Source organism: Micromonospora sp. NPDC005413 (genome assembly GCF_040606435.1).
In the GTDB taxonomy this organism is placed as follows: domain Bacteria; phylum Actinomycetota; class Actinomycetes; order Mycobacteriales; family Micromonosporaceae; genus Micromonospora.
In genome coordinates, this window is the sequence record NZ_JBEXEV010000052.1 from 1 (window position 1) to 14,141 (window position 14,141).

Genomic DNA, 14,141 nt, shown 5'->3' on the forward strand with positions numbered 1-14,141 from the left:
TCGGGCTGCACGAGCAGGAACGGGCGCAGCGCGGTCAGCTCCGCCATCGCCTCGTCGTCCTGACCGCCGGCCCGGAACAGCGCCCGGGCCCGCAGCGGATGCGCCGGAGGAGGTGCTTCTTCCCCGGCGGGTGCTAAATTGTGGCGTCGTGAGAAGAGGCTTGTCGCTGACCGGATGAGCTTTGTGAGGCGTCGGAACTCGAGGCACATCTCCCAGTGTCACTTCGGTGCTTGCCCGTGCCCAGCAGACACGGTAATCACGCTGTGTAAGGGGGCTGCCTTGAGTCCCGATCACCGTAGTCGATCATTAGATAGATGCAAATACCTGATTGGCGTTGACTCCTTACCGCCGTTGAGTGCGGGCGCGAGCAGCCGGCCATGCTGATGGTTGCAGTCACCAACGGGGGCCGAAACTGGGGTCCGGCGCCCCGTCTGCGGCACGTGGGCGACCCTGACGGGCATCGGCGAGGCGATCGCGACCGTCAAGCCCGACGGTTACAGCCGACACCCGACACGGTGACTCGTTGTGGCCGGGCGTCGTCGAGCCGATGGGTGTGCCGGCGCCGCACGCGGGTACGCCCAGCCGAACGGACCCGGGGGAGGCGTGATGGCGAGCGAGGCACCCGACTACTTCCAGCCCGAGGCTGGGCTGGTGCTGACGCACCTGCTGATCGTGCGGGATGTGGACCGCTCACGGGAGTTCTACCGGCGGGTGCTGGGAGCGACAGTGGTGCGGGAACGCCAGCCGGCGATCCTGCGGTTCCACAACAGCTACATCGTGATCAACGACGAAGGTGGCCCGACTGACGACAAGCCGGGTGTGCAGGCGCAGGCGCCGCCGGATTCGCGGACGCTCAGCAGCGCCATGAACATCCGGGTCACCGACGTCCGAGCCGTCTACGAGCAGTGGCGGTCACGGGGTGGGGAGTTCCTGACCGAGCCCAAGGATCATGGCGTCGAGATCCGGTGCTACCTGCGCGACCCGGACGGCTACCTGATCGAGCTCGGTCAGGGCACCGGAATCCTCGCCGAGATGGGTCGCGCCGCCTCCGCCTGAGCTACCGACACCCGCACCCAGGTCGACAACTTGGCGCGGGGTCTGATGCTGGGAACCCAGCCCGGGGCAGTCACGTCGTAGGGGGCATGACGCGTAGCAGCGCCCACGTACCCCATCCAACGGCCATCACCGGCGTCCCCCGAGTCATGACTCCAGCTCGCGTCATGGGGCTGGCCCTGGTCGCGGGCCTGGCGCTGGTCACCGGCTGCACGGCGGAACCGGCCCCCGTGTCGCCACGTGACCGGGTAGTGCCGGCCGGCGGGTTCCGGCTCGTCGCGTTCGACTCCTGCCCGGAGGCGCTGCGGCAGCTGAAGACGGCTGCCAAGGCATACGTCGGGCCCTGGGGGTTCGGGCCGAACGGGGACATCCGTACCTTCGGCCGCGCCGAACAGGCTGGGGCGCCCGTCGCAGCGGGGCCGGCGGATGCGGCGCCCAAGGGCTACTCGGGCACCAACACGCACGAGGTTGGGGCCGATGAACCGGACCTGGTCAAGACCGACGGCAAGCGGATTGTCACCGTGCAGCACGGCAAGCTGTACGTGGTCGACCCGGCCACCCGCCGGCTGACCGGAGAGCTGGAGTTGGCACCGGGTGCCGATCAGTTCGGCGGGGCCGAAGACGGCCTGCTGCTGCACGGTGACCGTGCGCTGGTGCTGCGCCGCGACGGGTGGGCCGGGATGGCGACAACGGCCGTCCCCGAGGGAGGCGGGCGCGTCGCAGACGCCCCGATGCCGGACGGCATCGTCGGCCCCCGGCTGATCATGGTCGACTTGTCCGGCGAGCCGAAGATCATCGGCGAATACCGGATCGACGGCAATCTGGTGGACGCCCGCCAGGTGGGCACCACTGTCCGGGTCGTGGTCCGCTCCGCGCCCCGGCTGAACTTCCCGTACCGGGAACGGGCCACCGATGAGCAGCGCACTGCCGCCAACCGCGAGATCATCGACAACGCCACCGCCGACGACTGGCTGCCCCGGTACGAGGTCACCTCCGGCGGGCGAACCAGCGCGGGACGGGTCGGCTGCGAACGGGTGAGCCGGCCGGCCGCCTACTCCGGCACGTCGCTGGTGACCGTGCTCAGCTTCGACCTCGGCGTGGTTACCCTCGGCGCTGGCGCCCCGGTCACTGTGATCGCCGACGGCGACACCGTCTACAGCAACGGACCCCGGCTGTACGTCGCCAACGACCAGCGCTGGCGGGTGCTGCCGATGCTGACCACGCGGAACATCGCACCCGATCCCAGGGACGAGACCACCGAGATCTATCAGTTCGACATCTCGGGCGCGGGTGCCCCGCGGTACGTCGCCGCCGCCTCCGTGCCGGGCTGGCTGATCAACCAGTACGCCATGTCCGAGTGGGACGGGCATTTGAGAGTGGCCACCACCAGTGGCCGTACCTGGGGCGACAAGCCGAACTCGACGTCCAGCGTGTACGTCCTGCGCGCCGACGGCACGGCGCTGACCCAGGTCGGCAGGGTCACCGGACTGGGCAAGGGGGAACGGATATTCGCGGTACGGTTCGTCGGCGGCACCGGGTACGTCGTCACCTTCCGGCAGACCGACCCGCTCTACACCGTCGATCTGCGTGATCCGGGGGCGCCGAAGGTGAGCGGCGAACTGAAAATCAACGGGTATTCGGCGTACCTGCACCCGGCGGGCGAAGGACGGCTGCTCGGCGTCGGGCAGGAGGCGTCCGACCAGGGCCGTGTCCAGGGCACCCAGCTCTCACTCTTCGACGTCTCCGATCCGGCCAAGCCGACCCGGATCGCCCAGTATCACGTCAAGCAGGGGCACTCCGAGGCAGAGTTCGACCCGCATGCGTTCCTCTACTGGCCGGCAGAACGCCTGGTCGTGGTCCCACTGACCGTCCACGGCACGGGCCTGCCGAGCAACGTGGCTGTTGCTCTGCGGGTCGGCGACGGCGGGTTCACCGAGGTCGGCACGGTCGACCACACGCTGGGCACGGGGCGTCCCGAGGATCTGACGCCGATCCGCCGGTCACTGGTGGTCGACGGAGTGCTCTGGACCGTCTCCGACGCTGGCCTCAAGGCGGCCAGCTTCTCCACGATGAAGACCCTCGGCTGGCTGCGTACGGCGTGACCGGGATTGTGGTGTCCGGGGTGGCCCGCCGTGGGGTGGGCGCGGCGGTTGCCCGCCGGGCACCGCCTGGCGTCCGCATCGACTACGAGTGATCGGGCCCATGGTGATCAGGCGGCGGGTAACGTGAACGCCGTGGAGGATCTCGGCGCGAAGGTCTCGTACCTCGCGCTCGCCGTCGGCACCCGGGGTAAACCAAAAGCCGGTCACGTATACGTACGGTAATCGTCCGCAAGGCTGACGCGGTCCGATTGGCGAAAGCACGCGACGTGACCGGGGCCTAAACGCCGACGAAGGCAATGGCGGCAGCGACGAGGGCCTTGCGTTCGGGCAGGGCCGTCCGCGCCGTTACCGTCCGAGGTGACGTCTTCTACACCTACCGGAGCACGGTGGCCGTCTACGCCACCCTCGCCTTCCTGGACGAGCAGCAGGGCTGACCGAGGAACACGACGGACCCCCCGACATGGGTGGAGCGGTGCCATGCCCGGGTCCAAAACGGACAGTGGTTCGGTCAGCCGAGCAGAACGCCGGTCGGCAGCGGCAGTGGCAGTTCGGGTAGCGACGGCAACACCGACGGGAGCGGCGCCGACGGCAGCGGCAGTCGGGGCAGCGACGGGTTGGCGATGGACGTCGGCGAGGGTGCCGGCGCGGGAGGCCGTGGCGCTGGAGCCGTCCTGCTCGGTCCCGGGGCGCCGGAGGGCTCGGGGGCGGCGGCCGTCGACACCGCGGGCGACGGCGTCGGGGCCGCCGGGGACGTCGCGCAGCGGGGCCAGCCGGGGCACGCGAGCGCGGCCAGGTCCCGCAGGACGGCATCGATGTCGGCGCGCAGGCGGGTGCTGTCGGCGGGGTCGGTGATCCGGCCCAGGTCCCCCCGGGCCTGGTCGATCAGCTGCCGGGCCTCCTCGTACCGTCCGGCCGCGACGGCCTCGCGGGCGAGGCCGCTGGTGTGTTCGACGCCGAGCACCTCCGCCCGCTCGGGATGGAGCACCTTCGGACGGGAGCCGGGCGTCCGGGACGCGCTGGACCAGCTGGACACGTTCATCGTCGGGCTGGACAAGCAGAAGGCCGACCTGGTCCGCGCCCTCAACGCCCTGGACCGGCTCAGCGGCCGGCTCGATCGTCAGAAGCAGGTGCTCGGCGATGCCGTGGACTCCCTGGCCCCGGGCCTGACCGTGCTGGCCGAGCAGCGCGCCCAACTGACCCGGGCGCTGACCGCACTGGACCAGTTGGGCGATGTCGGCACCCGGGTGGTCGATCGGAGCCGCGACGACACGCTGGGCGACGTACGGGCGCTGCAACCGATCCTGGAGCAGCTGACACGTGCCGGGGACGACCTGCCGACGTCGCTGGGCTTCATCCTGTCCTACCTGTTCCCACCGAACGTCACCGGCGCGATCGTCGGCGACTTCGTCAACCTCTCCATCACCGCCGACCTCGACTCGGCGTCGATCCTGGCGAACCTGGTCGCCGCTGCCCCCGCCGCGCCGGCCCGTCCGCGCACGCCGGCAAAGGGTGCCACCCCCCGGCGGGGCACCGGGCGGCCGGTGGCGCCGCGTCGACCGTGCCGCGGCCCGGCGGCGGGTCCCGCCCGCTGCCCGACCTGCCGATCCTGAAGTGCCTGCCCGACCCGCTCAACTTTCCCGCGACCTGGACGCCGCCGAAGGACTGTCTGCTGCCGGAGGGCTGCGTCCTGCTCAAGCCCGGCTCGAAGGTGCCCATCGGCGGGCTGATCCTGCCGAAGGGCCTCGTGCCACCGGGCACGGTCTTTCCCGTCGGGACCGAACTGCCCGCCGGCACGGTCCTGGCGGCGCAGTGCGTCCTGCCGTTCAGACCGCAGCCAGGCAGCAGGCGGTCGTGGCGGCGGAGGTGTCCGCGACGGGCGTGGTGACCGCGACCGCCGAACGGGTCGAGCTGCTCGTGTACCTCAACCAGTACCGGCGCAACGTGAACACGGCCGGGGAGAAGGTCGACCAGAACCGCGTGGTGCTCACACTGGTTCCGGTCGACGGGGAGTGGAAGGTGGCCAAGGCGGCGGCCATCTGACGCTCTCCGGGTGAGAGATCAGTTAGGTATGCACCGGTAGTTGGCACCACCTGTGCCGGGGCGGTAAAAGGTTGATCCCGGCAGCCACAATGAATGCGTGAGCCTCGATATCGACCACATCTACGTACCCATCAAGTTCGACCTCGGTGGCACGGTGCAGGACGTGGAGCCGGCCATTCCGTTGCTGGCGGGGTTGGGCACCATCACGGTCGACGTGGTCGAGCACGAGGAGACCAGGGCATACAACATCTCGTACCTCGCCACCCATCCTCCGGTGCTGCAGCTCTCCCTCGGCACCTCGGCGGTACGGATCGGCCGCACCACGTGGGCCACCAGCACCCAGGTCGTGATCTACCCGGCGCTGGGGGTGATCTCGGTGGACCTACGGTTCGCCGCACCCGAGCCAGCGGTCAGCACCGAGGACATCTGCCGGTTCTATGACGACCTGATCCGCGAGAACACCGTCGACTACTTCCGGCACCTGCGCGACCTGGACACCTTCCCGCCGAACCTGGCCAGACACCTGAGCACGGTCGAGGCCGAGAGCTTCGAGGCGGGTGGGCTGACGGTCGCGGCCTACGTCGAGGCGATCCGCGGGATCCTTCGGGACTCGGCCGGGTTCGAGCCACGGGAACGCCGCTACCCGTTCCAGAACATGCGGCAGTTCTTCGTGCTGCGCGGCCCCGAGCAGCATGAGAACGCGCCGATCGTCGAGTCGCTGCTGCGGCTCTCCGCCCTGCCGGTGACCCCGGGTGCGGCTGCGGACGACGGGCCGCTGCGCCTACGCGGCCTCATGGTGCGCACCACCGGCTGGTCCACGGTGGCCGTCCTGCACGACGGGGTCGACGGTGGTACCGCGGCGGTACGGCTGGTGCAGGACATGTACGGGCAGATCCACGCCCAGTGGTTCTTCTGTCAACTTTGGGTGGGGGTGGATCCGAACGACCGCGACGAGTTGGTCGGGCCGGGGCACTCACTGGGTGCGCGCATCACCCACCTCGCGCGGGTGCAACTGCAACTCGCTCGAGGGCTGGCCGAGGTCGGCAACGTGGACCTGATGTACCGGGATCCGGTGCGGATCGCGGTGGCCACGTTCCTCATCGACGGGCTGCGGGTGTCCCGGCACCTACAGGCCGCCCGGCAGCGCCTGGAACTGCTCCGCAGCAATCTGGGCCAGCTCTTCGGGTTGCAGACGGCGCTGTTCCAGCAGCGGCTCCAGTGGCTGTTCTCGGTCACCGCGGTTGCCGGCGTCGCCGCGCTCCTGCCGGAGATGATGCAGGTCGAGAGCATGCCCTGGCGGATCGTGACGGCCGCCTTGTTCGGCACGCTGGCGGTGTTCTGCTGGCTCCTGATCCGGCTGCTCGGACGCGCCGGCCTCAAGGCGGACCGGGTGAGCCGGGCAGTCACTCGGACCCCGGGCAGGGCGCGGCGGAGGCCGCTCGGGTGGGTCCGGCGGCTCCGCCGGCGGACCAGGTGACCCCCCTGTCGCACACCCCCCCCGCACTCCGGGAGAGGGTTCCCGTCGTCCTTCTCACCTCGCTCGGGGTGGTCCTTCACCCCGACGCCGTCCAGCAGATCTCAGCCCGGTCGACCCGGGCAAGGATCTTCACGCACTCTAGAGCCGACGCGCCGGTTTTTCACGCCGCCGATACGTCACCCGGGCGATACCGTCGGCCACACGCGCGTCCACGACGTTCGACCCGGGGCGGTGCGGGGGCGAGAACCGGAGTCCACGACACGAGGAATGCCCGGATGAAGTGGACGTTGGGTTCTCGCCGGTCGTGGCGGCCGTCACCACCGCGTTGATCCTGGCCGGGATCGCCATCTACCTCTTCGCCACGGTGCTGCTGACGATCACCAGTGTGTTGGGACGCCGTGCGCGGGCTGGGCGGCGGGCGGGCCGGTACACGTCGAGGCAGGGCAACTCGTCGGACAACAGCTCGTCGAGCATGGGCGCGGGCTGAGGCCGGGCAGCGTCGTGAGCTGATCGTCCGCTCTGTGCGGAGCTGGAGGAGACCCTGGGCACCGGTCCGGGCGCCATCGTCGTCGCCAGTCATGGCCGGCGACTCAGATCCCGGTGGCCGGGTCGCGGGGGCGCTCTCGCTGTCGGGCCGTCCACTGTTGGAAACGTTTTCGTAACGAGCCCTTGACCTCGCCGCCGCAGGCGGCGCAAACTCCCGGAAACGTTTACAGCTATCGGGTGGAGGTGCCGGACGTGGGTCGTAAACGTTTACAGGAATCGGCGGACGGCCGGCCCACGGTGCACACGGTCGCCGCCCGGGCCGGTGTCTCCATCGCGTCCGCCTCGCGGGTGCTCAACGGGATCGGCGGCAGCCCGGAGACGGTCCGCAAGGTGCGCGCCGCGGCGGCCGAGGTGGGCTACGTGCCGAACGCGATCGCCCGGTCGCTGCAGTCCCAGCGCACCGGCCTGGTCGCGCTCGCCGTCGAGGACATCGGCAACCCGGTCTACGTGGAGATGATGCGCGCCATCGAGTCCGTGGTCGCCTCCTCCGGGCGGCAGCTGCTGGTGCACGCCACCGGCGGGCGGATCGACAACGAGACCGCCCTGCTGCGCCGGCTGGCCAACCGCTACGTGGACGGGATGATCGTCTCGCCGATCCGGGTCACCGACGACCACCTGACCGCGCTCGTGGACAGCCCGGTGCCGGTGGTGGTGGTCGGCCAACTCGACGCGGACGCCGCGGTGGACAACGTGCGTACCGATTCCCGGCACGGTGTGGCGCTGGCCGTGGATCACCTCGTCGCCACCGGCCGCCGCCGGATCGGCTTCGTCAACGGCCCGCTCGACACCGTCCCGGGCATCGCGCGTGACGCCGGCTTCCGGGCCGCCCTGCTCCGGCACGGCATCCAGCTCGACGAGGACCTGATCGAGGTCGGCGACTTCCAGTACGCCGCCGGCCGGACCGCCACCGAGCGGCTGCTCGCCCGCACCGACCCGGACGCCCTGTTCTGTGCCAACGACCTGATCGCGGTCGGCGCGTTGCACGCCCTACTGGCTGCCGGACGCCGGGTGCCGCAGGACGTCGCCCTGGTCGGCATGGACGACACCGAGCTGGCCCGGATGATGTTTCCCCAGCTCTCCAGCGTCTCGCTCGGCTCGGCCGAGCGCGGTCGCCGGGCCGCAGAACTGCTCCTGCAACGCATCGCCGACCCGACCCTGCCGCCCCGGCGCGAGCAGGTGCCACCGAGCCTCGCCGTCCGCGCGTCCAGTGGCGCGACGCTGCCGGTCCCCTGGCCGGATGGCCCACCGACCACCCACCCGTCCAGCGAAGGGGTGACAGCATGACCACGCTGGCCGAGCAGCCGGACGTCGAGCGGGCCGAGCCGGCCCGTCGGCCGAACCGGTTCCGCTCCGACCGCACCACCATCTACCTGCTACTGCTGCCATCGCTGCTGCCGATCCTGGTGCTGTCGGTGTTCCCACTGCTGCGCGGCATCTACCTCGGCTTCACCGACGCCCGGGCCGGGCGCAACGTCGAGGTGAGCTTCACCGGTCTGGCCAACTACCGGGAACTCCTCGGCGACGAGCTGTTCTGGAACTCGTTCAAGATCGGGCTGCTCTGGGCGTTCGGGGTGACCGTGCTCCAGTTCCTGCTCGCCCTCGGGCTGGCCCTGCTGCTCAACCAGCAGCTGCGGTTCCGAGGCGTGGCCCGGGTGCTGGCCGTGGTGCCGTGGGCCATGCCGCCCGTCGTGGTCGGCATCCTCTGGAAGCTCGTCTACCACCCGGACGCCGGGCTGATCAACGAGTTCTTCCACCAGATTGGCGCCGACGGGCTGCGGACCAACTGGCTCGGCGACTTCAGCACCGCACTGCCCGCCGTGATCATCGTCGGGGTCTGGGCCGGCATGCCGCAGACCACCGTCGTTCTGCTCGCCGGTCTGCAGGGGGTGGGCCGCGAACTGCACGAGGCGGCGGCGGTGGACGGGGCCAGCACCTGGCACCGGTTCCGGCACGTCACGCTGCCCGCCCTGGCCCCGGTGATCGTGGCGATCACGTCGCTGGACTTCATCTGGAACTTCAACTCGTTCGGCCTGGTCTACGTGCTGACCGCGGGCGGGCCGGGCGGCAAGACGATGCTGCCGATGCTCTTCGCCTACGAGGAGGCGTTCCGCTACGGCAACTACGGCTACGCGGCGGCGCTCGGCAACGTGATGGTCGTGCTCATCATCGCGCTGCTCGCCGTCTATCTCCGGCGCCGGCTGAGGGAGGCGAACTGACATGTTCGGAAAGCCGAGCCGTATCGGACGGGTGCTGCAGTACCTGGCGCTCGCCGGCTATCTGATCTTCCTTGGGTTCCCGCTGCTCTGGCTGCTCTCGACGGCGTTCAAGCCACCGCGGGAGCTGGTGCGACTGCACCCGACGTTGATCCCGGACAACCCGACGGTGCAGAACTTCGTCCAGGCCTTCACCGAGCAGGAACTGGGCCGGGCGGCGCTGAACAGCCTCCAGGTCTCGCTCGCCTCGGCGGTACTGACCGTGCTGGTCGCCATGCCGGCCTCGTACGCGCTGGCCCGGTTCCGCTCCAAGCTCGGCACCGCGGCGCTGGGCTGGGTGCTGCTGTCCCAGCTCTTCCCGTTCGTGCTGCTGATCATCCCGATCTTCCTGGTGCTGCGGCAGGTCGGCCTGGCCAACACGCACGCCGGGCTGGTGCTGATCTACGTGGTGTGGGCGCTGCCATTCGCGCTCTGGATGTTGCAGGGCTTCGTCCGCAACATCCCCCGGGAGCTGGAGGAGGCCGCCTCGGTGGACGGCGCGAGCCGGGTGCAGATCCTGCGGCGGGTGGTCTTCCCGCTGCTCGCCCCCGGCCTGGTCGCGACCGCGCTGTTCTCCTTCATCTCGGCCTGGAACGAGTTCTTCTTCGCGCTGGTGCTGATCAAGACCCCGGACCTGGCCACCCTGCCGGTCGCGTTGGCCCGGTTCGTCGGCATCGAGGGCACCGCCCGACTCGGGCCGCTGGCCGCCGGCTCGCTGCTGGCCACGCTGCCCAGCCTGATCTTCTTCGCGTTCATGCAACGCAGGCTCTCGTCCGGGTCGCTCGCCGGCGCGGTCAAGGGCTGAACCGTCCCCCAACCACCACCAAGGAGGTACCCCCCATGCTCCGTACCCGATTTCGTCGACTGGCCGCGGCCACCGCGGTCGCGGTCGTCGGCCTCGGCGCGCTCGCCGCGTGCGGTGACGGCGGCGACGAGGCCACGTCCGGCCCGGTCAAACTGCGCTTCCTCAGCCTCGCCTGGCAGAAGGAGTCGCTGCAGGTCAACAAGGACCTCGTCGCCAAGTGGAACGCCGAGCACCCCGACATCCAGGTCGAGTACGTCCAGGGTGACTGGAACTCGGTGCACGATCAGTTGCTGACGTCCTTCGAGGGCGGCGACGCACCGGACATCGTGCACTACGAGGCGTCCGCGATCGGCGAGTTCAGCAAGCAGGGCTACCTGGCCGACCTCTCCGGGCTGGTCTCCGGCGACCTGAAGGGCCAGATCGATCAGGGCATCTGGGACACGGCCACCGTCGACGGCAAGGTCGCCGGCGTGCCGTTCCTGTTGGAGTCGCAGGTCGTCATCGCCAACAAGAAGCTGCTCGACGCCGCCGGCGTGGCGGTGCCGCCGGCCGACGGCGGCTGGACCTGGGACGAGTTCCAGGGCAACGCGCAGAAGCTCACCAAGCCCGGCCAGTACGGCGTGGCCTGGGCGTTGAAGTCGCCGACCAACCGGGTGCTCAACCTGGCGCTCAACTACGACGGGAAGTTCTTCTACACCGAGGGCGGGCGCACCGAGGTCCGGGTCGGTGACGCGGAGAAGGAGGTTCCGAAGCGGATCCACGACATGATCTACACCGCGAAGTCGGCGTCCCCGGAGGCGCTCGGCATGAGCGGCGCCGACACCCTGCCCGGCTTCTTCGGCGGAAAGTACGCGATGCTGCCCGGCTCGGTGTCGCTGCGTCAGCAGATGGTCGAGCAGGCGCCGGCCGGCTTCGAGTGGGTCACCCTGCCGCCGGTCAAGGGGCTCTCCACCAAGCAGGCGGCCAACCCGCAGACGCTGTCGGTCTCCGAGGACTCCAAGCACAAGAAGCAGGCCGCGCAGTTCCTCGAGTACTTCCTGAACCCGACCAACATGGCCGCTCTGGCCAAGGGTGACTGGCTGGTTCCGACCGGCAAGCAGGCCAACGAGGACCTGGTCAAGCTCACCGCCGGCAAGCAGGGCTGGGACGTCGCCGCGGACAGCGCCGCGGACCTGACCGTCGCCCCGTTCCAGCAGGCCGACGGCTACCCGGAGTGGAAGACCAAGTACGCCACCCCGGCTCTCCAGCAGTACTTCGCCAACAAGATCACCCTCGATCAGCTCGGTACGCAGCTGGTCGACGGTGGCAAGCAGGTTCTGAGGTAGACATGTCACTCTTGCTCGACACATCGGTCGGCTGCCTGGTCGGCGCCGCGGTCGGAGACGCCCTGGGCGGCGCCACCGAGACGGCACTACCGGAGCAGATCCGTGCGCGGTTCGGCGGCTGGGTCGAGGGCATCGTGCCCCCGTACCACGCCGACTGGGCCACCGCGCGACCGCTCGCGCCGTACCACAAGGGCGACGGGCACATCACCGACGACACGTTGATGACCCACGCCCTGGTCCGCGCCTACGCGGCCAAACGCGACCACCTCGACGCGTACGACGTGGTGGAGCTGCTGGTCCCCGATCTGATCGAGCGGGTGGTCTACATCCCCGACCTGGAGCGGGACGGGGTGACCTTCCACCGGCTCGCGGCCGCCGAGCGGTGGCTGGTCACCCGCCTGCACCACGCTCACGCGGACCCGCGCGAGGCCGGGGTCGGCAACATCGTCAACTGTGGTGCGGCCATGTACATGGCCCCGGTCGGCATCGTCAACGCGGGCGATCCGGCCGGGGCGTACGCCGAGGCGGTGGAGATCGCCGGGGCGCACCAGCACAGCTACGGGCGGGAGGCCGCTGCCGTCTTCGCGGCCGCGGTCGCCGCAGCGGCGACCCCCGGCGCGGGCGTCGAGGACGTCGTCACGGCGGCGCTGGGCCTGGCCCGAGACGGCACCCGGGCGGCCATCGACGTGGTGGTCAAGGAGGCCCGGAGCCACCACGACTGGAAGCAGGCGATTCCGGCGCTGCGCGCCGCGGTCGCCCCCTACGACACGGTGGGGGAGGAGTACCGGAGCCCCGGGCTCGGCGCGCGGCGGCCCAGCCGGCTGCACGCCATCGAGGAGCTGCCGGTGGCCATCGGCATGCTCGTGGTGGCCGGCGGTGAGTTCCGCCCGGCGGTGCTCGGTGCGGTCAACTACGGCCGGGACGCCGACTCCACCGCCACCATGGCCGCTGCCATCGCCGGGGCGCTTGGCGGTGCCGCGGCGGTGCCGGCGCAGTGGTCCGAGGTGGTCGCCACCGCCTCCAAGACCGACCTGGTGGAGCCGGCCCGGGTCCTCGCGGCCGTGGCCAGCGAGGTCTTCGAGCGGGACCAGGCCCGGTTCGCCCGGCGGGCGGAGCGTTTCGCCGGGCTGGCTGGTGGCGGAGGTCGGGCCGTGGCGGACGCATCGGACGGGGAGTCGACCCGGTGAGGATCACCTGGGTTCAACCGGAGGACCTGCTGCCGCACGAGTTGGCGGCCAGCCGGGACGAGGGCCGCGACGTCGCGGCGCTCGCCCGGCGGTGGTCGGCGGCCGGCGGGGACCTGACCCCGCCGGTCAGTGGGGCGTCGCCGGCCCCGGCGTCGCCGGCGCTGCGGGCGCTCGCGGCGGAGCTGTTGGACGCCGCCGACGCGCTGCCCGCCGTCGCCGCCGACGACGAGCCGGACGACCTGACCGTGCTCCGGGCCGATTGGCCGACGACCTGGTCGCTGCCGACGGAGGTGACGCACGACCGGCTGCACGGCGCGTGGCTCGGCCGGGCGGTCGGCTGCCTGCTCGGCAAGCCGGTGGAGAAGATCCCCCGGGAGGGGATCCGGGAGATCCTCACGGCGACCGACCGGTGGCCGCTGCGTGACTGGTTCACCGCGAAGGGGCTGCCGGCCGAGGTCGCCGACCGCTGGCCGTGGAACCGGCGCAGCGCGCCGACCAGCCTCGCCGAGAACATCGACGGCATGCCCGAGGACGACGACCTGAACTACGCGCTGCTGGCCCTGCGGGTGCTGGAGACGCACGGGCGGGACTTCACCAGCGCCGACGTGGCGCAGGCGTGGCTGGACTGGCTGCCCGGCGGGCGGGTCTTCACCGCCGAACGGGTGGCGTACCGGAACCTGTTGCTCGGGTTCGCTCCACCGCAGAGCGCCCGTCGGCACAACCCGTTCCGGGAGTGGATCGGCGCGCAGATCCGCACCGACGTGTACGGCTGGGTCAACCCCGGCCGTCCGGACCGGGCCGCTGAGCTGGCCTGGCGGGACGCCACCGTCAGCCACGTCCGGGGCGGGGTGCACGGCGCGATCTGGGCCGCCGCCCTGGCCGCCGCCGCGCCGGTCGCCGCGAGCGTGGACGAGGTGCTGGACGCCGGCGAGGCGGTGCTGCCGCCGCGCAGTCGGTTCGCGGCCACGGTCCGCGAGGCCCGCGCACTCGGCGCGGGGACCGACGACTGGGAACGCGTGGTCGACGAGCTGTACGTCCGGCACGGCCACCTGCACTGGGTGCATGTGCGCAACAACGCCGCGCTGGTGGCCGCCGCGCTGGCGTACGGCCGCGGCGACCTGGAGCGGTCCATCACCGCGGTGGTCAGCGGCGGCTGGGACACCGATTCGACCGGCGCGACGGTCGGCGCGGTCACCGGTGCGCTCACCGGGGCGTCCGGGCTGCCGACGCGGTGGGTCGCCCCGCTGCATAACCGCCTGGCCAGCAGCATCGCCGGCTTCGACGGGATCGGCTTCGACGAGCTGGCCGAGCGGACCCAGGCCCTGGCCCAGCCGGGGAGCGGTTCGTGAACCAG

Annotated in this window: 13 protein-coding genes; 12 read left to right on the forward strand and 1 reads right to left on the reverse strand. The window is 70.9% G+C overall.

The features are described 5' to 3' along the window. The first annotated feature begins 606 nt into the window (after window positions 1–606). Together ABZS37_RS31155 and ABZS37_RS31160 are read left to right on the forward strand one after the other, a co-directional pair. The gene (locus ABZS37_RS31155; RefSeq protein ID WP_355174911.1) at window positions 607–1,056 is read left to right on the forward strand and encodes a VOC family protein; all 450 of its coding nucleotides are present in this window, start codon (window positions 607–609) and stop codon (window positions 1,054–1,056) included. Between the two features lie 146 nt (window positions 1,057–1,202). After that, window positions 1,203–3,155, forward strand: coding sequence for a beta-propeller domain-containing protein (locus ABZS37_RS31160; protein WP_355174913.1), 1,953 nt, complete (start codon window positions 1,203–1,205; stop codon window positions 3,153–3,155). A 508-nt stretch (window positions 3,156–3,663) separates the two neighbouring features. On the opposite strand, the gene ABZS37_RS31165 is transcribed toward ABZS37_RS31160, so the two are convergent. Continuing rightward, window positions 3,664–4,140: a hypothetical protein gene (locus tag ABZS37_RS31165; RefSeq protein ID WP_355174915.1), complete on the reverse strand. Its 477-nt coding sequence runs from the start codon at window positions 4,138–4,140 to the stop codon at window positions 3,664–3,666. Between ABZS37_RS31165 and ABZS37_RS31170 the strand changes: the two genes are divergently transcribed. The 10 genes from ABZS37_RS31170 (at window position 4,097) to ABZS37_RS31215 (ending at window position 14,136) form a co-directional block, all read left to right on the forward strand. Then, complete coding sequence (locus ABZS37_RS31170; protein WP_355174917.1) at window positions 4,097–4,765, forward strand: MCE family protein; 669 nt, start codon at window positions 4,097–4,099, stop codon at window positions 4,763–4,765. The two genes, ABZS37_RS31165 and ABZS37_RS31170, sit on opposite strands and share 44 nt — an antisense overlap. Before the next feature lie 241 nt (window positions 4,766–5,006). Then, window positions 5,007–5,195, forward strand: a complete 189-nt coding sequence (locus ABZS37_RS31175) for a hypothetical protein (protein WP_355174919.1) — start codon at window positions 5,007–5,009, stop codon at window positions 5,193–5,195. Window positions 5,196–5,292: 97 nt separating this feature from the next. Then, window positions 5,293–6,672 carry a hypothetical protein gene (locus tag ABZS37_RS31180; protein ID WP_355174921.1) on the forward strand — a complete coding sequence of 460 codons (1,380 nt, stop codon included), beginning with the start codon at window positions 5,293–5,295 and terminating at the stop codon, window positions 6,670–6,672. 280 nt (window positions 6,673–6,952) lie between these two features. Next, entirely contained in the window at window positions 6,953–7,159 is a 207-nt protein-coding gene (locus ABZS37_RS31185; protein ID WP_355174923.1) for a hypothetical protein, read from the forward strand. Between the two features lie 251 nt (window positions 7,160–7,410). Continuing rightward, complete coding sequence (locus tag ABZS37_RS31190) at window positions 7,411–8,502, forward strand: LacI family DNA-binding transcriptional regulator (protein ID WP_355174925.1); 1,092 nt, start codon at window positions 7,411–7,413, stop codon at window positions 8,500–8,502. Then, complete coding sequence (locus ABZS37_RS31195; RefSeq protein ID WP_355174927.1) at window positions 8,499–9,434, forward strand: sugar ABC transporter permease; 936 nt, start codon at window positions 8,499–8,501, stop codon at window positions 9,432–9,434. Before ABZS37_RS31190 ends, ABZS37_RS31195 begins: the two co-directional genes overlap by 4 nt. 1 nt (window position 9,435) lies before the next feature. Continuing rightward, entirely contained in the window at window positions 9,436–10,275 is an 840-nt protein-coding gene (locus ABZS37_RS31200) for a carbohydrate ABC transporter permease (protein ID WP_355174929.1), read from the forward strand. Window positions 10,276–10,310: 35 nt separating this feature from the next. Beyond that, window positions 10,311–11,600, forward strand: a complete 1,290-nt coding sequence (locus tag ABZS37_RS31205; RefSeq protein ID WP_355174931.1) for a sugar ABC transporter substrate-binding protein — start codon at window positions 10,311–10,313, stop codon at window positions 11,598–11,600. A 2-nt stretch (window positions 11,601–11,602) separates the two neighbouring features. Next, entirely contained in the window at window positions 11,603–12,787 is a 1,185-nt protein-coding gene (locus ABZS37_RS31210; RefSeq protein ID WP_355174933.1) for an ADP-ribosylglycohydrolase family protein, read from the forward strand. Next, window positions 12,784–14,136 carry an ADP-ribosylglycohydrolase family protein gene (locus ABZS37_RS31215; protein WP_355174935.1) on the forward strand — a complete coding sequence of 451 codons (1,353 nt, stop codon included), beginning with the start codon at window positions 12,784–12,786 and terminating at the stop codon, window positions 14,134–14,136. The genes ABZS37_RS31210 and ABZS37_RS31215 overlap by 4 nt, the downstream gene beginning before the upstream one ends. Window positions 14,137–14,141: the final 5 nt, after the last annotated feature.